Annotated in this window: 19 protein-coding genes; 1 reads left to right on the plus strand and 18 read right to left on the minus strand. The window is 71.2% G+C overall.

The features are described from left to right. Window positions 1–5: 5 nt before the first annotated feature. From whiG to nsdA, 18 genes are all read right to left on the minus strand, one after another. Window positions 6–878 (minus strand): RNA polymerase sigma factor WhiG, encoded by an 873-nt coding sequence (gene whiG / locus BGP73_RS14825; RefSeq protein ID WP_069814941.1) that lies wholly within the window; start codon window positions 876–878, stop codon window positions 6–8. A 239-nt stretch (window positions 879–1,117) separates the two neighbouring features. After that, on the minus strand, window positions 1,118–2,293 hold the full coding sequence (dprA, locus tag BGP73_RS14830; protein ID WP_069815380.1) for a DNA-processing protein DprA: 1,176 nt from the start codon (window positions 2,291–2,293) through the stop codon (window positions 1,118–1,120). A 26-nt stretch (window positions 2,294–2,319) separates the two neighbouring features. Continuing rightward, window positions 2,320–3,939 (minus strand): YifB family Mg chelatase-like AAA ATPase, encoded by a 1,620-nt coding sequence (locus BGP73_RS14835; RefSeq protein ID WP_069814943.1) that lies wholly within the window; start codon window positions 3,937–3,939, stop codon window positions 2,320–2,322. Continuing rightward, window positions 3,939–4,313 (minus strand): YraN family protein, encoded by a 375-nt coding sequence (locus BGP73_RS14840; RefSeq protein WP_069814945.1) that lies wholly within the window; start codon window positions 4,311–4,313, stop codon window positions 3,939–3,941. The genes BGP73_RS14835 and BGP73_RS14840 overlap by 1 nt, the downstream gene beginning before the upstream one ends. A 194-nt stretch (window positions 4,314–4,507) precedes the next feature. Beyond that, window positions 4,508–4,831, minus strand: coding sequence for a DUF2469 domain-containing protein (locus BGP73_RS14845; RefSeq protein WP_069814946.1), 324 nt, complete (start codon window positions 4,829–4,831; stop codon window positions 4,508–4,510). Between the two features lie 38 nt (window positions 4,832–4,869). Beyond that, a complete protein-coding gene (locus BGP73_RS14850; protein WP_069814948.1) occupies window positions 4,870–5,361 on the minus strand; it encodes an NUDIX hydrolase in 492 nt (163 codons plus the stop codon). Next, window positions 5,362–6,096 carry a signal peptidase I gene (gene lepB, locus BGP73_RS14855; protein ID WP_069814951.1) on the minus strand — a complete coding sequence of 245 codons (735 nt, stop codon included), beginning with the start codon at window positions 6,094–6,096 and terminating at the stop codon, window positions 5,362–5,364. It lies immediately after the preceding gene. 95 nt (window positions 6,097–6,191) lie between these two features. Further along, window positions 6,192–7,103: a signal peptidase I gene (gene lepB, locus BGP73_RS14860; protein WP_069814953.1), complete on the minus strand. Its 912-nt coding sequence runs from the start codon at window positions 7,101–7,103 to the stop codon at window positions 6,192–6,194. Next, window positions 7,030–8,124 (minus strand): signal peptidase I, encoded by a 1,095-nt coding sequence (gene lepB, locus BGP73_RS14865; RefSeq protein WP_069814955.1) that lies wholly within the window; start codon window positions 8,122–8,124, stop codon window positions 7,030–7,032. The genes lepB (BGP73_RS14860) and lepB (BGP73_RS14865) overlap by 74 nt, the downstream gene beginning before the upstream one ends. After that, window positions 8,117–8,923 (minus strand): signal peptidase I, encoded by an 807-nt coding sequence (gene lepB, locus BGP73_RS14870; RefSeq protein ID WP_079127539.1) that lies wholly within the window; start codon window positions 8,921–8,923, stop codon window positions 8,117–8,119. Before lepB (BGP73_RS14870) ends, lepB (BGP73_RS14865) begins: the two co-directional genes overlap by 8 nt. Window positions 8,924–8,968: 45 nt before the next feature. Beyond that, window positions 8,969–9,316: a 50S ribosomal protein L19 gene (gene rplS / locus BGP73_RS14875; protein WP_069814959.1), complete on the minus strand. Its 348-nt coding sequence runs from the start codon at window positions 9,314–9,316 to the stop codon at window positions 8,969–8,971. Between the two features lie 139 nt (window positions 9,317–9,455). After that, on the minus strand, window positions 9,456–10,271 hold the full coding sequence (trmD, locus tag BGP73_RS14880; RefSeq protein WP_069814961.1) for a tRNA (guanosine(37)-N1)-methyltransferase TrmD: 816 nt from the start codon (window positions 10,269–10,271) through the stop codon (window positions 9,456–9,458). Beyond that, a complete protein-coding gene (gene rimM, locus BGP73_RS14885) occupies window positions 10,268–10,831 on the minus strand; it encodes a ribosome maturation factor RimM (RefSeq protein WP_069814963.1) in 564 nt (187 codons plus the stop codon). The genes trmD and rimM overlap by 4 nt, the downstream gene beginning before the upstream one ends. A gap of 166 nt (window positions 10,832–10,997) precedes the next feature. After that, a complete protein-coding gene (locus BGP73_RS14890; protein WP_069814965.1) occupies window positions 10,998–11,237 on the minus strand; it encodes an RNA-binding protein in 240 nt (79 codons plus the stop codon). Between the two features lie 2 nt (window positions 11,238–11,239). Beyond that, the gene (rpsP, locus tag BGP73_RS14895; protein WP_069814968.1) at window positions 11,240–11,683 is read right to left on the minus strand and encodes a 30S ribosomal protein S16; all 444 of its coding nucleotides are present in this window, start codon (window positions 11,681–11,683) and stop codon (window positions 11,240–11,242) included. Window positions 11,684–11,876: 193 nt separating this feature from the next. Then, on the minus strand, window positions 11,877–12,518 hold the full coding sequence (locus BGP73_RS14900) for a hypothetical protein (protein ID WP_079127540.1): 642 nt from the start codon (window positions 12,516–12,518) through the stop codon (window positions 11,877–11,879). 236 nt (window positions 12,519–12,754) lie between these two features. Continuing rightward, window positions 12,755–14,314 (minus strand): signal recognition particle protein, encoded by a 1,560-nt coding sequence (gene ffh, locus BGP73_RS14905; RefSeq protein WP_069814972.1) that lies wholly within the window; start codon window positions 14,312–14,314, stop codon window positions 12,755–12,757. Window positions 14,315–14,435: 121 nt separating this feature from the next. Beyond that, window positions 14,436–15,914, minus strand: coding sequence for a transcriptional repressor NsdA (nsdA, locus tag BGP73_RS14910; protein WP_079127566.1), 1,479 nt, complete (start codon window positions 15,912–15,914; stop codon window positions 14,436–14,438). 526 nt (window positions 15,915–16,440) lie between these two features. On the opposite strand from nsdA, the gene BGP73_RS14915 reads away from it, so the two are divergent. Continuing rightward, entirely contained in the window at window positions 16,441–17,115 is a 675-nt protein-coding gene (locus BGP73_RS14915; RefSeq protein ID WP_069814976.1) for a bifunctional DNA primase/polymerase, read from the plus strand. Window positions 17,116–17,167: the final 52 nt, after the last annotated feature.

The raw sequence follows: 17,167 nt of genomic DNA on the forward strand, positions 1-17,167 counted from the left end.
GGTCTTCAGCGGCCGGCGTCGGCCAACTTCGCGCGCAGTTGGAGCACCGACTTGGTGTGGATCTGACTGACCCTGCTCTCCGTCACGCCCAGGACCTGGCCGATCTCGGCGAGCGTGAGCCCCTCGTAGTAGTAGAGCGTGACGACGGTCTTCTCCCGGTCCGGGAGCGTGTTGATGGCGCGGGCCAGCAGCCTGCGCAACTCCCGGGTCTCGGCCACCTCCTCCGGGTCGTCGGCGGCGGTGTCCTGCAGGGTGTCCATGAGGCTGAGCCGGCCGCCGCCGTCGCTACCGCCGTCCCCTCCGACGTGCAGCAACTCCTCCAGCGCGACGACGTTGGCCAGCGACAACTGACTGAAGACGTGGTGGAGTTCCTCCAGCTCGATCCCCATGTCGGCGGCCACCTCGCTCTCCGAGGGGGTTCGGTGCAGCGCGGCCTCCAGGCGGGCGTAGGCCTGTTCCACCGCCCTTGCCTTCTGGCGGACGGAGCGCGGGATCCAGTCCAGCGCCCGAAGTTCGTCGATCATCGCCCCGCGGATGCGCGTGATCGCGTACGTCTCGAACTTGATGGATCGCTCCGGATCGAACTTCTCGATCGCGTCGATGAGCCCGAAGACCCCCGAGGAGACGAAGTCAGCCTGCTCGACGTTGGGCGGCAGGCCCACACTGACCCTGCCCGCCACGTATTTCACCAGTGGCGAGTAGTGCAGGATCAGTTGTTCCCGCAGCCGGCCGTCCGCCGTGGCCTTGTACGACCGCCACAGCTCCTCGAGTGTGGAGGGCGTGGCGGGGCGCACCGTGCCGCGGGCGGCGGGCCGCGCGGTACCACGAGCGGCGGGGGGCACAGCCGCGCGGTCGGACCCGGAGGTGTGCTGGGGCATTCGTCGCCTTGAGCCGTTCTGCCGTCAAAGTGAGGACATCGGTCCGTTTCGGAATCCTGGTGAGCGTAGCGTGACGACGCCGTCGCGGATCGCGACGGCGGACGGCCGCCCGGTGGGCGGCCGCCTCCGGCTGACTGCCCACCGCAAGGACGGCCGCCGGAATTCGCGCCGGCAGCCGAAAGCGCGCAAAGTCGGCTGTCACGGCCATCTCCCCCACCCTTTCACCCGAACGCAGCAGGTCAAGGACCGCCTCGCCGATGGGTGACGGAAGCCTTGGCGGAGGGGGCCAACTGCCATCGCTCGCCGTGTCGTTCGACGAACCCCAGGGACAGCAGTTCGTACAGCTTCGCCAACACCTCCTCGGCCGGGGTGCCGCTGACCCGGGCCAGCCGTCGTACGTCCGTGCCGCCGCGCGCCGGCAGGCTCTCCAGCACCCGGGCCGAGACCGGGTCGAGGAGGTCCCGGGGCACCATGGGCCCCCGCCGTTCGGGCGCCAACTCTCCGATCCTGCCGACCAGCTCCGACACCTCGGCGGCGTCGGTCACCAGCACGGCTCCCTCCCGCAGGAGTTCGTGGACGCCGGCGGAGAGCCCGGAGGTCACCGGGCCGGGCACCCCGGCCGCGATCCGGCCGAGCCGCTGGGCGTGCCTGGCCGTGACCAGCGAGCCACTGCGGTACTCGGCCTCGACGACCACGGTGGCCCGGGCGAGCGCGGCGATCACCCGGTTGCGGAGTACGAACCTCGCCCGGGTGGGGTGCTGGCCGGGCGGCAGCTCGGCGACGAGGAGCCCGTGCTCCGCGACCGCTCGCAGCAGTCCGTCGTGTCCGCGTGGATAGGAGACGTCGACTCCGCAGGCCAGCACCGCGGCGGTCGCGCCGGTGGCGGCGAGCGCCCCGCGGTGGGCCGCGCCGTCCACCCCGTAGGCCGCGCCGGAGAGCACCACCCAGCCGCTCTCGGCGAGTCCCGCACCGAGCCGGGCCGCCATGTGCGCACCGTAGTCGGTACAGGCCCGTGCTCCGACCACGGCCACCGACCTGAGCGCCCACAGCCGCAGTGACGGCCGGCCGCGCACCCACAGCCCGACCGGGCGCGCGTCCTCGAGGTCGTCAAGCTGGCTCGGCCACTCCGGGTCTCCCGGGCAGACGAACCGGCCGCCGACCGCCCGGACGGCGGCGAGGTCCGCCGCCGGGTCGAGTCCGGCCGCCCGGATCCGGTAGCCGGCCAGCCGTTTCCGGCTCACCCGGGACGGCGGTGCTCCCCCCTCGGTGAGGAGGCGGAGCACACGTGCCGGGCCGACTTCGCGGAGCCACCTTCCGATGAGTCTGTCTCCCGGCTCCACGACCCGGGTGAGCGCCGCACGCGCCAGCCTCGACTCATTCTCCTGAGCCGCCCCGCTCCGGAGTTGTTCTTCGATGGGACCCGCATCGTCCTCCGCAGTGATCACAGCGACTCCCCGGCGAGCACCGCACCGCGGCTGACCCCGGTGCGCAGTTGCAGGGCGGCGGCGACGTCCTGGAGTGCCGGCCGGTCGTGACCGGCGAGATCGGCGACCGTCCAGGCGACGCGGAGCACCCGGTCCAGGCCGCGGGCGGTGAGCAGCCCCCGATCCATGTCGCGCTCAGCCAGGTCCAGCGCGCTCGGGGCAGCTCGCCAGCGGGTGCGCAGCTCATGGCCGGGGATCTCGCTGTTCAGCCGCCAGGGAGTGTCCGCCAGTCGAGCGGAGGCCCGGTCCCGCGCTTCGGCCACCCGCTCGGCCACGGTCCGGGTGGCCTCTCCCCCGGCACCGAGGCTGGTGAGCTCCCGGCGGCCGACGGCCTCGACCCGGATCCGCAGGTCGACCCGGTCCATCAGCGGTCCGGAGAGGCGGGACTGGTAGCGGCGGATCGTGGCGGGCGTGCACTCGCAGCCGGAGCCGTGCAGTGAGTGGCGCCCGCAGGGGCAGGGGTTGGCCGCGAGCACCAGCAGGAAGTTCGCGGGCATCCGTACCACTCCACCGCTCCGGGCCACCACCACGTGGCCGGACTCCAGTGGCTGACGCAGCGCGTCCAGCACCCGCCCGCTGAACTCCGGGGCCTCATCGAGGAAAAGTACGCCACGGTGGGCGAGGGAGACCGCTCCCGGTCTCGGGACGCCGCTGCCGCCGCCGACGAGTGACGGGATGGTCGCCGAGTGGTGCGGCGCGCAGTAGGGGGCGGCGTCCACCAGGGGTTTGCCCGCCGGCAGCATGCCGCCCACCGAGTGGACCGCGGTGATCTCCAGGGACTCCTCCCTGGTCAGCGGTGGCAGCAGCCCCGGCAGCCGTTCGGCGAGCATGGTCTTGCCCGCCCCGGGTGGCCCGCTCAGGAAGAGGTGGTGTCCGCCCGCCGCGGCGACCTCCAGTGCCAGCCGGGCCGGGCGCTGCCCCGCGACATCGGCCAGGTCCGGCGCTGGCCGCCCCTCCACGCCCCGCTGGGCCAGCCCGGCCGCGGTGCCCGACCCGGGGATGGAGAGCCCCGCGAGCATCGGGTCCGGCCTGCCTTCCTCCTCCGGCTCCTCGTCGGGGACCGGCTCCTCGGCGAGGATCGCGATCAGTTGCCGCAGACTCCGGACGCCCAGCACCGACACCCCGGGTACCAGCGCGGCTTCGGCGGCCGTCCGCTCCGGCACCACGACCTGCCGGTATCCGGCCTCCGCCGCCGCCAGCACGGCCGGCAGTACCCCCCGGACGGGCCGCACCCGCCCGTCCAGCCCCAGCTCGCCGACCATGACCAGATCGGCCACCCGCCGCGGGTCGAAACGCTCCGAGGCGCCGAGCACCGCACCCGCGACGGCGAGGTCGAAACCGCTGCCGCTCTTGGGCACGGAGGCCGGGCTGAGGCCGACGGTGAGCTTCTTCTGCGGCCACGGGGCACCGGAGTTGACCACCGCGGCACGCACCCGGTCCCGGCTCTCCACCAGGCTCTTGTCCGGCAGGCCGACGAGAGTGAAGGCGGCCACCCCTGGTTCGAGGTCGGCCTGGACCTCGACCACGACCCCTTCGACGCCCAGCAGCGCCACCGAGCAGGCGCGGGCGAAGGCCATCAGACCACCCCCCGGACATGCTCGACCACCGGGGCGCCACGGGCCGGCAGCACCACGGCCACCAGATCGATCCGCACCCCGCCCGCCGGGGGTTCGGAGTGGCGCTCGAGCCACCGCTCGGCGAGCCAGCGGTCGGCGAGCCGGCGCAACCGGTCGCTCTTGGCTGGCCTCACGGCGGCCATCGGATGTTCGTATCCGCCGCCCCTGCGGGTCTTGACCTCACAGACGACCACGGCTTCGCCATCGGCCGCGACGAGGTCGATCTCGCCCTCCCGACAGCGCCAGTTGCGCTCCAGCAGCGTCATCCCCGCTCCGAGGAGCAGCCGAGCGGCCAGGTCCTCCCCGTAGCGTCCGAGCGCACTTCGGGCGTTCATCCGCACCACCTCCGTCACCGACTGTGACGGGTCGCGGAGGATCTGTGGTTCTCGCTCGGGAAACCGTGGACTACTCGCCGGTTGTGGACAACCCGGCCACCCTTCCGAGCGGCCGCCACCGTGGCGGGAATCGGCCTCGGCTCGGCCCGGCACCGGGGGCCGGATGCGGCCGTCGCCCGGAGGACCGAGCCGGCTCAGTCGTTGAAGCCGCTCTCCCCGGGCACGTTGAGATCGCTCTTATTGAGCTCCTCAACATTCACGTCCTTGAACGTCAGCACCCGAACCTGCTTGACGAAACGAGCCGGCCGGTACATGTCCCACACCCAGGCGTCCGCCATCGACACCTCGAAGAACACCTCACCCTGAACGGAGTGGACCTGCATCTCGTAGTCGTTGGTGAGATAGAAACGACGCTCGGTCTCGATCACGTACTTGAACAAACCGACGACGTCGCGGTACTCCCGGTAGAGCTTCAGCTCCATCTCGGTCTCGTACTTCTCGAGGTCCTCGGCGCTCATGAGCGTTCCCCTTCAACCGTGCGTCCCCCCATTGTGCGTCAGTTCCGCTCGGGCTCCAGAGTCACCGGCGCACTCGGGGGACCGTCCGCGAGCAGCGTGTGCAGCAGCTCCGCGAGCCCCATGGGATACACCGTCTCATGCGTGGTGAACAGTTCTTCGACCGTCCACCACCGCAGGCCCGCCACACTGCGCCGCTCCAGCTCCGTCTGGCCGGTCGTCTCGGTCCTGGTCTGCTCGGTGCGGCCGAGGTAGAACCACTCGTCCTGCTCCCAGCGACGGCCGTCGAAGACGAACGAGCAGTTCCGCTGCCACAGCACCGGACCGAGCCGGAGGTCCCGGATCCCGGTCTCCTCCTCGACCTCCCGACGCGCAGCCGCTTCCCGTGTCTCACCGGGCTCGACCCCGCCGCCAGGGGTGAACCACCAGGTCGATCGAGGGTTGGATGGTTCGAACCCGTACATCAGGAGGATCCGGTCCTGCGGACCGAAGAGGACGACCCTGGCCACCCGCCGCCGCACCGGTGCGCTCACTCAGCCACCCGCCTTCCCGGCCCGGCGGGCCGGACCGAGGCGGTTCGCCAGCGACCCGTAGGACGCGCCACCGAAGATCAGCAGCGCCCCGAGGAGTACGGCCACCGCGAGCATCGGCAGCGGTCCCGACTCGGAGCTGCCGCCCGAGAGGGTGTCGAAGGAGGTCGCCCGCGGCAGCATCCCCAGCCCCTCCAGCGGCCAGGCCCGCGCCTCGACGCGCCCGTCCACGGCCGAGCGGGGGACGGAGCCCTGCTCTCCGTCGTCCAGGTGCTCCCGGGAGTCCAGTGAGGCGTCGCGGTGGTCGCCCAGCAGGAAGAGGTGGTCCTTCGGCACCGTGGCGCTGAAGAGCGTCGGCGCGCTGCCGCTGCCCTCGCTGACGTACGGTTCGTCGATCGCCTTCCCGTTGACCCGAAGTCGGCCCTGCTCGTCGCAGCAGGTGATCCGGTCGCCGTCGGTGCCGACTACCCGTTTGACCATCGGCAGGTCGCCCCAGAGCGGGTTGCTGAAGACCACCACGTCCCCGCGGTGGACCGCCCCGCCGTCCACCCGTTGGGCGAGCACCCGGTCGCCGACGCCGATGGTGGGGGCCATCGAGTCGGTCGGAACGGTGTACGGCTGGTAGAGCACCGCGCCGTAGACGAACCCCCCGAGGAACAGCAGGGAACCGATGCCCACGGCCCACCCGGACAGCAGATTGCCCAGCCGGCCACCGTTTCCGCGCCCTGCTCCGCTCATCCCAGCTCCCGCGTCGAAGACCTGGGACCGCACCCTACCGGGCAGTACCGGAGCCGGTCAGCCGGTCTCGCCGGGCTGCCCGCGACCGCTTCGTTTCACTTCCGGCGGCGCCGCCACAGGACGATCGGCACCGCGCCCGCCAGCCCGAGGGCCGGCGGGGCCGCGGCGGCGTTCAGTCCGGGGCGGTCGAAGGTCTCCGGCACCGGCAGCGTCGACCAGCGGTTGACGGGCCAGGCCACGACGACGGCGCGCCCGACGACGTTCTCCTCGGAGACCGTCCCCTTACCGAAGAGGTCCTGGTGGTAGCGGGAGTCCAGGGAGTTCTGCCGGTTGTCGCCGAGCACCCAGATCCGCCCCTCGGGCACCTTCAGCGGTCCGAACGGCTTGTCCCCGCAGGGAGTACTCCCCGGGTAGAGGTACGGCTCGTCGAGCGCCTTGCCGTTCACCTTGACCGGGTTGTCGCCGCCCTTGCACTCGACCGTGTCACCACCGACCGCGATCACCCGTTTGATCAGGTCCTGCTCCTCCGCGGAGGGCATCAGCCCGATGAAGCTCAGCGCTGCCTGGATACCCCTGGCGATCGGCCCGGACTCGGGTACGGCGGTCTCCCCCAGCCAGCCGCCCGGATCATGGAAGACGACCACCTCACCGCGCTTCGGGCTGGAGTCGACCCACGGCGTCAGCTTGTCGGCCATCGGGGTCAGCTTGTCCACCAGGACCCGGTCGCCCCGCTGCAGGGTGTTCTGCATCGAGTCGGAGGGGATCGAGAACGCCTGCAGCAGGCAGGTCTTGATGAAGAGTGCCAGCACGAGCGCGACACCGATGAGGATCGGCAGTTCCTTCCAGAAGGAACGCGGCTTCTGCCCGTCCGCCCGGTGCTTGCGCGTCTCCTCCTCGGACGGCTCGGAGCCGTCTCCAGCGTTCGCCTCGCCGTCACCCGAGGGGGCGGTGAGGCCCTCCGAGCCTTCTTCCGGCTCTTCGCGACCGGATCGGTCGTCGACGGCCAAATCCCCCACATCCACTCCTCACATCGCGCTGCCGCCTGTCCCGTATCCGGTGCAGGCCCACCACTCCCATAACGAGCGGGAGTTCCGCAGGGGTCGGGAGTTGAATCTTTCCTTGCACTTTCCCGACCGGATCCGGGTCCACGGAGCCGGCACGGGGCTGTGCCCGCGCGGTCGGGAGAGGGGCCTGCCCGGCCGGCGCGGCGGCGGTCTCCCCGCCCTCCGCAACCGAAGCGTACGTCGCCGGTTCCTCCAGGTGTCTCCAGTGGGCGAACGGCCAGGCGATCGCCACCGCGCGTCCCACCACCAGACTCTCGGGGATCGTGCCGTGGCCCTCCTCGTCGAGGTGGTAGCGCGAGTCCGCCGAGGCCGCACGGTGGTCGCCCATCATGAACAGGCGCCCAGCGGGCACCCTCACGTCGAACTCCACCTCCGACGGCCGGTTCCCCGGGTAGAGGTACGGCTCCACCAGCGGCGTCCCGTTGACCGTGACACGGCCCTTCTCGTCACAGCACTTCACCGTGTCCCCACCGACGGCCACCACCCGTTTGATCAGGTCCTGGTCATCGGCGGACGGGAGCAGTCCGATGGTGGTCAACGCCCCCATCGCCTGTTTGATGCCCACCGGGGCCTCCCGCGGGTCGGTCTGCCCCTTCTCCAGCCAGCCGCCCGGATCCCTGAAGACGACGACGTCGCCCCGCTCGGGCTTGGAGCCGAACCACGGGGTCAGCTTGTCCACCAGCACCCGGTCACCGATCTGGATGGTCTGCTCCATCGAGCCGGAGGGGATGACGAACGCCTGCACCAGGAAGGTCTTCAGGCCCAGGGCGATCAGCAGGGCCACCCCGACGAGGATCGGGATCTCCTTCAGGGCCGATCGACGGCGGCGCCATCTGACCCGCTTGGCGAGTCTGCGGCGCTCGGCCCGGCCACCGGTGTTGGTGGTCGGTTCCTCGGATGCCTGCGCCCCCGGTTCGTCGGAGACCGGCTGTCTGCCGTCCTTCGGCTTCCCGCGTCTACCCATGGGTGCCGCCCGCTTCCGCGGCGGGGGCGTCCGGTACGGCGCCGAAGCCGTCGGGCCGGGGTGTCGTGCTCCAGCGCCCGAAGGGCCAGCCGATCCAGTCGGCCCTGCCGATGACCTGGTCGACGGGGACCACGCCGCCACCGGGCTCGCCGAGGTGGTCCCTGGAGTCCCGGGAGTCACTGCGGTGGTCGCCCATCACCCAGAGCCGCCCCTCCGGTACCACGGTGTCGAACGGTACCTCGGACGGGGCGTCACCGGGGTGCAGGTAGTCCCCCTCCTCCAGGGCGACCCCGTTCACCTCGATCCTCCCCCGCCGGTCGCAGCAGGTGACCCGGTCACCGCCGACCGCGATGACCCGCTTGACGTAGTCGGTCTCAGCCGGCTGCACCAGCCCCACCGCCGCGGCCACCCCCCGTATCGCTCCGATCACCGCAGAGCCCCCCGCGGGGCGGTCGTGCACGAACACCCCGGTGCCGTCGAAGACCACCACATCGCCACGGCGGGGTTCGGCACCGAACCGGTACGCGAGCTTGTTCACCAGTACCCGGTCCCCGACCCGCAGAGTGTTTTCCATGGACCCGCTCGGGATACGGAAGGGCTGGACCACGTAGGCGCTGAGCAGCGCGAGGAACACGGCGCAACATCCGACCAACACCCCTACCCGCCTCCACGGCCCCCCGCGGTACAGCCAGTCCACCGGCTTTCCCAGCTGAGAACGGACGGAGCGCGACCGCCGTTCCCGCCCCTGTCCGGGGTCGGGAGAGCAGTCGCGCTCCGGGAGCTGTCGGTCGGTGTCCATGGAACCGAGAGTTTATCCGGCCGGTTCCGGACCACCACCGGCGATTCAGCTGCTGCGCCGCTCCTTGATCTTGGCGGCCTTGCCGCGGAGGTCGCGCAGGTAGTACAGCTTGGCGCGGCGCACGTCACCGCGGGTGACGACCTCGATCTTCTCCAGCACCGGGGTGTGCACCGGGAAGGTCCGCTCCACGCCGACACCGAAGCTCACCTTGCGGACGGTGAAGGTCTCCCGGATGCCGGAGCCCTGGCGGCGGATGACCACGCCCTTGAATTGCTGGACACGCGAGCGCGAGCCCTCCACGACGCGAACGTGGACGTTCACGGTGTCGCCGGGGCGGAAAGCCGGTACGTCGGTGCGCAACGACGCCGAGTCGACGCTGTCGAGAAGGTTCATGCCGTCTGCTTTCTTCGTCGATGCCACAGGTCATCAACGGGATCTGGAGGACTGTCGGGGGTCCGCCGATAGGCGGGGTGCGCCGGGCGGGCGGCGATCCCCCTGTGGCAGGGGCGCACACCGGACGCACAGCAGCGGTCTATTCTTCCACGGCCTGTCCCGACCGCCCAAATCGGCCGTCGGGCATCTCCTCCCAGCCCAGGGCGGCCAGGGTCGCGCGGTCCTTCTTGTCGAAGCCGGCCGGGTCGGCCCGCCCGATGAGGTCCGGGCGGGTGCCGGCCGTGCGGCGCAGGGCCTCGTCCCGGCGCCAGCGGGCGACCCTGCCGTGGTGGCCGCTGAGCAGGATCTCGGGGACCTCTCTGCCGCGCCACTCCGGCGGCTTCGTGTAGACCGGCCCCTCCAGGAGGTCCGCCATCGTGCCGGCCGCGAAGGAGTCGTCCCGGTGGGAGTCGGCGTTCCCGAGCACCCCGGGCAGCAGCCTGGCCACCGCCTCGGTGATCACCAGCACCGGGGCCTCCCCGCCGGCCAGCACGTAGTCCCCGATGGACACTTCGACCAGCTCGTGGCGGGCCCCGTACTCCTCGATCACCCGACGGTCGATGCCCTCGTAGCGGGCCGGTGTGAACACCAGCCACGGCCGCTCGGCGAGCGCCACGGCGAGCGCCTGGGTGAACGGGCGCCCGCTGGGTGTGGGCACCACGATGGTCGGCCGGGCCCCGCCCGTGTCCGAGTCGATGACGGAGTCGAGTGCTTCCCCCCAGGGCTCCGGCTTCATGACCATTCCGGGGCCACCCCCGTAGGGGGTGTCGTCGACGGTGTGGTGCCGGTCGTGCGTCCACCGCCGGAGGTCGTGCACCCGGACGTCCAACTGCCCACGGGCCCGGGCCTTCCCGACGAGTGAGACGTTCAGCGGCTCCAGGTACTCGGGGAAGATCGTGATGACGTCGATCCTCATGGCCGGTCCACGCCGTCCGTCCCGGACGGGGGCTCGGCCGCCTCGGCCCGGTCGTCGTCGAGCAGCCCGGGCGGCGGCGTGACGACCATGCGCTGCTCGGCGAGGTCGACCTCGGGGACCACCTCGGCCACGAACGGGATGAGCGCCTCCCCACCGCCGGGCCGCCGTACCACCAGGAGGTCCTGGTAGGGCAGGTGCGAGATCTCCACGATCCGCCCGACCGGCTCCCCGTCGGCGGTGACGACGTCCAGGTCGATCAACTGGTGGTCGTAGAACTCCTCGGGGTCCTCGGGGCTCTCCTCGGGATCCACCTCGGCGATCAGGAGCGTGTTCCGCAGCTGCTCCGCGGCCGTCCGGTCGGTCACCCCTTCGAAGCTGAGCAGCAGGCGGCCGCTGTGGACCCGGCCGGTCGCCACGGCGAGCGGGCCGGCGGAGGCGGGGTCGGTGGCCAGGACCGCCCCCGGTGCGAGCCGCAGTTCGGGCTCGTCCGTGCGCACTTCGACCGTGACCTCGCCCTTGATGCCGTGGGCCCGGCCGATCCGCCCGACTACCAGTTGCACTGCGCTCCCTCCGTTTGCTGAGCGGCTTCTTCCCGCCCCCGTCGCCAACCGCCGGTCCGGCGAGCCGCGGGGCGGGGGCGGTACGACGTCCCCGGACTCGGGGGACACGATCGGCAGAGGCCGGGGAGGCGTTGGCCTCTCCCGGCCTCTGTGGGCGCTGGAGCGCTCAGCGGATCTGGTCCACGTCGACGAGGTCGACGCGCACCCCACGTCCGCCCAGGGCGCCTACGACGGTGCGCAGAGCACGCGCGGTGCGGCCGTTCCGGCCGATCACCTTGCCGAGGTCCTCGGGGTGGACCCGGACTTCGAGCACCCGCCCGCGACGCAGGTCGCGCGCGGTGACCTGCACGTCATCCGGGCTGTCGACGATCCCTCTCACCAGGTGCTCGAGGGCCTCCTCGAGCATCCTCAGGCCTCGGTCGACTCAGTGGACGCCGCGGCCTCGGCCGCGTCGCCAGCCTTCTTGTCCGACTTCTTCGCCTTCGGGGTGACGGCCTCACCCTTCGGCTCGTCGGCGGACTCCTTGGCAGCGGCCTCGAAGACGGCGCGCTTGTCGGCCTTGGGCTCGGCGACCTGCATCGGCTCCGGAGCCGGCAGGCCCTTGAACTTCTGCCAGTCACCGGTGACCCGGAGGATCGCCTGCACCGACTCGGTCGGCTGCGCACCGACGCTCAGCCAGTACTGCACGCGCTCGGAGTTGACCTCGATGCGGGAGGGGTTCTGCACCGGGTGGTACAGACCGATCTCCTCGATGGCCCGACCGTCGCGGCGGGTACGGGAGTCGGCGACGACGATGCGGTAGTGCGGCGACCGGATCTTGCCCAGTCGCTTCAGCTTGATCTTGACTGCCACGGGAGTGGTGTCTCCTGCTCTATGACGTGTTTGAACGCGGCCGTCACCCACGTGGGGTTGTGGGGTCGAAGCGCTCGATGGACGCGTCAGCCGTAGGAGAGAGGGGTCCATGCCGGCTGGCGAGTGCTCAGCGGATTATTCTGCCACACCCCGGCGGAGGGCCGTGCGCCAAGGGTGCCCGGACAGCGGGCCGTCAGGCGGCGGCGACCGTTTCGGGGATGCGGAACGGCTTCCCGCACCCACCGCAGACGATCGGGGCCTGCGCCAGGACGGAGGGAACGACCCGGACGTTGCGCCCGCAGTCGCAGACCGCCTTGACCCGCACCCCGCCCCCGGAGGAGCCGTGCCGCGCGGCCGGCCCGCGGAAGCTGCGGCCGTTGCCGGTGGCGGCGGTCGCGGCGCGGTACGCCTTGAGCGCCCGCTGCAGCCGCTCACTGGTGGAGCGGTACCGCTTGCGCGCCTCGGGGCTGAGGTAGACCAGCGAGAAGCCGCTGCTCGGGTGCGGTTCCTCGGAGTGGTCCAACCCCAGCTCCTCGGCGATCGCCAGGAATCTGCGGTTGTGGTAGCGGCCTGCCCGGGAGGTGTCGCGGACGCCGCGCGCCGCGGCGATTCCGTGTACGGCCTCGTGGAGCAACCGCTCGAAGGAGAGTTCGGAACCGCATGCGGACGAGGACTCGCCGATCAGCGATTCGGGTTCGGCGAGATCCGGCAGCTCCGGGTGTTGTCGTTGGATGTCCGACCACGCGTGGGCCAGCTCTGCGGCAAGAACAAGTGGTGTCGTGCTCACGTCGTGCTTAACGAGCAAGAGTGCCCAGGTGTTCCGATTCCGGGGCATCCCAAATAATTTGCACCTACCAGTCAGTTACTACGCCATGCAGCAGCACGATGGGCGGCTCCGCCGCTTCCACCGCGATCCCGGGCACACCAGGACAGTCGCTGACAAAACCGCAGAACCGGCGCGACTGGAGACCCACGCAACACTGAAATGGGAACTCGGGAGCGGCCGGCCGTCGGCGACCGGCCGCAACACATCCACCGACTGACGGTCCGCGACAGTCAGCCTACACCCCGTTACTTCTCCGAGGGCGGGAGCATGTCCCGGAACTCCTTCGGCAGCTCGAAGGAGTCGGCCTCGGCACCGCCCCCGCCGAACGGGCTCCCCTGAGCCGCCCCGGCCGCCCGCCGCTCCGCGGCGGCCTGTTCCTCGGCCTTCCGCTTCATCGGGTTACCGCTGCGCCGCTTGCCCTTGGCCGCCTTCTGCTGCTTCTTCTTCCGGGCGCCACCTCCCGGTGCGCCCGGCATCCCCGGCATCCCCGGCATGCCGCCGCCCTGCGCCATCTTGGACATCATCTTGCGAGCCTCGAAGAACCTCTCCACCAGGCTCTTCACCGCGCTGACCTCGACGCCCGAGCCCCTGGCGATGCGGGCCCGGCGAGAGCCGTTGATGATGTGCGGGTCCTGCCGCTCGGCCGGGGTCATCGACTTGATGATCGCGGCGGTGCGGTCGACGTCCCGCTCGTCGAGGTTGTTGATCTGATCCTTCATCTCGCCCATCCCCGGCAGCATTCCGAGCAGCTTGGAGATCGAGCCCATCTTCCGGACCTGCTCCATCTGCGCCAGGAAGTCCTCCAGGGTGAACTCCTTGGGGCCCTTCGCCAGCTTGGAGGCCATCTTCTCGGCCTCGGCCTGGCTGAAGGTCTGCTCGGCCTTCTCGATGAGGCTGAGCAGATCGCCCATCCCGAGGATCCTGGAGGCCATCCGGTCGGGGTGGAAAGCGTCGAAGTCGTCCAGCTTCTCGCCGTTGGAGGCGAACATGATCTGGCGCCCGGTGACATGCGCCACGGAGAGCGCGGCGCCACCGCGCGCGTCGCCGTCCAGTTTGGAGAGGACCACTCCGTCGAAGCCGACGCCGTCGCGGAAGGCCTCGGCGGTGTTCACCGCGTCCTGTCCGATCATGGCGTCGACCACGAAGAGGATCTCGTCCGGGCGGACGGCGTCCCGGATGTCCGCCGCCTGCCGCATCAGTTCCTCGTCGATGCCGAGCCGTCCGGCGGTGTCGACGATGACCACGTCGTGCTGCTTGCCCTTGGCGTAGTCGACCGAGTCGGCAGCCACCTTGACCGGGTCGCCCACCCCGTTGCCCGGCTCCGGCGCGTAGACCGCGACCCCGGCGCGCTCACCGACGACCGACAACTGGTTGACGGCGTTCGGACGCTGGAGGTCACAGGCGACCAGCAGCGGCGTGTGGCCCTGCGCCTTGAGCCAGCGGCCCAGCTTCCCGGCGAGGGTGGTCTTGCCCGCACCCTGGAGGCCGGCCAGGAGGATGACCGTCGGCGGGGTCTTGGCGAAACGCAGCCGGCGGGTCTCGCCGCCGAGGATACCGACCAGTTCCTCGTTGACGATCTTGATGACCTGCTGCGCCGGGTTGAGGGCCTTGGAGACCTCGGCTCCGAGGGCCCGCTCCTTTACCTGCTTGATGAAGGCGCGCACCACGGGCAGGGCGACATCGGCCTCGAGCAGGGCGATACGGATCTCGCGGGCCGTGGCGTCGATGTCCGCCTCGGACAGACGGCCCTTGCCCCGGAGGTTCTTGAACGTCGCTGCGAGGCGGTCAGAAAGAGTGTCGAACACGGCGGTCGCGAATCCTCGGATCGGTGACGGAGAGCGGTTGACCCCCAAGGGTATCCGCCCGGCCCCGGTGCGGTCTTCACCGCGGGGCACCGCCGGCGCGATCGCCCGCCCCCGACCCCGGTCAGACCGCCTGCGTGGCAGGTGCGGTTTCGGGGAGGTAGCGGTTGAGCCGGTGGGTGAGTTCGATCACCTCGGCCACCCCGCCGAACTCCCGGGTGGCCTGCTCGACGGTCTTGCGCAGCCTGGTGTTGACGCGCTCCGAGCGCACCCGGCTGGCTACCGGCAGCGCCTGCTCCACCAGGGTGGCCGAGTGTTCCGGTTCACGCCGCAGAAGGTGCACCGTAGCCATGCCGATGAGGTTCAGCGCGTAGGACCGGCGATGCACCTCGTCGTGGCGGAAGAGCTCGACCGCCCTCGCCATCAGGGGCTCGGCGAGCGAGACGTAGGTGGGGCTGCGCCCCGCCACATAGGCGAGGTCGCGATAGGAGTGGGCGTTCTCACTCTTCAGCTCCGCCTCCGTGAAGAAGCGGATCCAGTCCGGGTCGGCCTCGGCGCCGCTCTCCGTCGACTCCTCGAAGGCGTCCTCGGCCATCCGGACGGCACGCTTGCACCTGCTGGGCGCACCGGTGTTGGCGTACGCGCGGGCCTCCACCGCGTAGAGCATGGCCTGAGTGCGGGCGGTGGAGCAGTCCCGGCTGCCGTACTGCGCCAGGTGGATCAGTTCGAGGGCGTCCTCCGGGCGCCCCAGGTGGATCATCTGCCGGCTCATGTTGGAGAGCAGGTACGAGCCGAGCGGCCGGTCCTCGGCCTCCTTCGCCGCGTGCAGAGCCAGCACGAAGTACTTCTGGGCGGTGGGCTGGAGACCGATGTCGTAGCTCATCCACCCCGCCAGCCCGGAGAGTTCGGCGGCTACCCGGAACAGCCGCCGGGAGACTGCAGGCGGCTGCGGCTCGTGCAGCAGCTCCATCACCTCGTGCAGTTGGCCGACCACCGCCTTCCGCCGCAGCCCTCCCCCACACTGCGCGTCCCACCGCCGGAACATCACCGTGGCGGCCTCCAGCAGATCCAGCTCCGGTTCCGAGAGGCGCGGCGGGCGCCGGGGCCGCTCCCGGGACTGGGCCGCGGCCGGGCCGTCCCACGGCCCGGGCGGCTGGCCCGCCGGGGCCAACCAGCGCTGCATGGGTTCGACCAGCGACGGGCCGGCGGACACGGACAGCGCGCCGCCGAGGAAGCCGCGCCGTCCCAGCATCAGGTCGCTGCGGGTGAACTCGCTGATCATCGAGACCGTCTCCGGTCCCGTCCAGGGCAGGTCGACGCCGGAGGCGGAGGACGGCCGGTGTTCCTGCCGCAGGCCGAGGTCCTCGACCGCCACCCCGCAGCCGAAGCGCTCCGAGAACAGGGCCGACAGGATCCGCGGGATCGGCTCCCGCGGCTGTTCTCCGTCGAGCCAGCGGCGGACCCTGGAGGTGTCCGTACTGACGTGGTGGGCCCCGAGCTGCCGAGCGCGCCGGTTCACCTGCCTCGCGAGTTCGCCCTTCGACCAGCCACTGCGCAGGAACCAGGAGGTCAACTGCTCGTTCGGGCACTTTCCGGGGTTCATACCGTCACCGCCGCCGACCACCGGAGCGCCCTCCCGTTCGCGCCGTCCCCACCGGATCGCCGTGCGGCGGTGGGAGGCCGCACGTTCCCTCGCCTCCCCGGAGTCTGTCCGCTCGAGGGCTCCCGCAGACCAGGACCGCCGAAGCAATACGGGGTCCTGCTCGGAAGGGGTACTCCGCAGTCACCAGAACTGGCATAAACCCGCGTGACATTCCGGAGTCTCATGCAACAGAACGTAGCGCCGCCGTCACTCTTTCGGCCCCCGGTCCCAGAAAACGCCACCATTCGCCACCCCTTCGAATGAACCCCTCCTTCGCGCTTAACGCTTCACTGGGACTGTCCCCCCGCGAAACCCGGGCGAGTTGTCCGTATGTCGACACCGCCTCCTCGCTCCACGTCCGCCTCTCCCACACCCTGGTCCGCGCCCTCCGGACCCGGCGCTCGAGCCGGCCGGCGAGCAGCCAACACTCTCCGTCACACGTGACTGCGGATCGTAACCACTCGCTCGGATCACCGTTGGAGGAGGCATGGGCTTCACGATCGGCGGCATCCGGGACCTGCGTTCCGGCGTACGGCGGCGTTCCCGCCCGCCGGAATCCACCGTGGTGGCGGAGTACACCGCCTTGTGGGGGTGGGATGTGGTCCCGGGGGCACGGGCCCGGAGCTCCGGGGGCGAGGACGGCCCCGTCCAATGCTCCTGTGGGGCGGCGCACTGCCCCTTGCCCGGCGCGCACCCACTGCGAACGGCCCGGGAGGTGAAGGCGGGGACCACCCTGGCCGAGGTCGCCGGAGCCTGGACCGCGGCGCCGGGCTCCACCGTGCTGCTGCCGGTGGGCCGCTCCTTCGACGTCATCGAGGTCTCCGAACCGGCCGGTCGGCGCGCCCTCGTCCGACTGGAGCGGATGGGTCTGCCGCTCGGCCCCATCACCGTGACGCCGCTCGGCCGGGTCCAGTTCTTCGTGGCGCCGGGTGCCGCGGCCGCGCTGCCGGAGCTGCTCTACCGGATGGGGTGGGACGACGCCGACCTCGATCTGCGGTGTCTGGGGACGGGCAACCACATCACCGCTCCGCCGTCCGACCTGGCGGGTCGCGGTCCGGTTCGGTGGCTGCGGGCGCCGACGCTGGACAGCGCGGTACAGCCGCCGCAGGCCCGGCTGCTGCTGGGGACCCTCGCCTATGTCTGCCACCGGTCGAGGAGCTGACCGGACGGGGCCGTACGGCCCGGAGCGCCCAGCGCCCCGTCACCCGGAGTCC

The sequence above is a fragment of the Streptomyces sp. TP-A0874 genome, assembly GCF_001748085.1.
GTDB lineage: Bacteria > Actinomycetota > Actinomycetes > Streptomycetales > Streptomycetaceae > Streptomyces.

Coding starts and splice junctions, on each gene's coding strand:
- BGP73_RS14845 (WP_069814946.1), bottom strand. CDS start 4,831: ATGAGCGCCGAGGACCTCGAGAAGTACGAGACCGAGATGGAGCTGAAG.
- BGP73_RS14890 (WP_069814965.1), bottom strand. CDS start 11,237: ATGCTCGAGGAGGCCCTCGAGCACCTGGTGAGAGGGATCGTCGACAGC.
- BGP73_RS14840 (WP_069814945.1), bottom strand. CDS start 4,313: ATGAACGCCCGAAGTGCGCTCGGACGCTACGGGGAGGACCTGGCCGCT.
- lepB (WP_079127539.1), bottom strand. CDS start 8,923: ATGGACACCGACCGACAGCTCCCGGAGCGCGACTGCTCTCCCGACCCC.
- BGP73_RS14915 (WP_069814976.1), top strand. CDS start 16,441: ATGGGCTTCACGATCGGCGGCATCCGGGACCTGCGTTCCGGCGTACGG.
- lepB (WP_069814955.1), bottom strand. CDS start 8,124: ATGGGTAGACGCGGGAAGCCGAAGGACGGCAGACAGCCGGTCTCCGAC.
- BGP73_RS14835 (WP_069814943.1), bottom strand. CDS start 3,939: ATGGCCTTCGCCCGCGCCTGCTCGGTGGCGCTGCTGGGCGTCGAAGGG.
- nsdA (WP_079127566.1), bottom strand. CDS start 15,914: ATGAACCCCGGAAAGTGCCCGAACGAGCAGTTGACCTCCTGGTTCCTG.
- lepB (WP_069814951.1), bottom strand. CDS start 6,096: ATGAGCGGAGCAGGGCGCGGAAACGGTGGCCGGCTGGGCAATCTGCTG.
- trmD (WP_069814961.1), bottom strand. CDS start 10,271: ATGAGGATCGACGTCATCACGATCTTCCCCGAGTACCTGGAGCCGCTG.
- BGP73_RS14900 (WP_079127540.1), bottom strand. CDS start 12,518: ATGCCCCGGAATCGGAACACCTGGGCACTCTTGCTCGTTAAGCACGAC.
- rplS (WP_069814959.1), bottom strand. CDS start 9,316: ATGAACCTTCTCGACAGCGTCGACTCGGCGTCGTTGCGCACCGACGTA.
- whiG (WP_069814941.1), bottom strand. CDS start 878: ATGCCCCAGCACACCTCCGGGTCCGACCGCGCGGCTGTGCCCCCCGCC.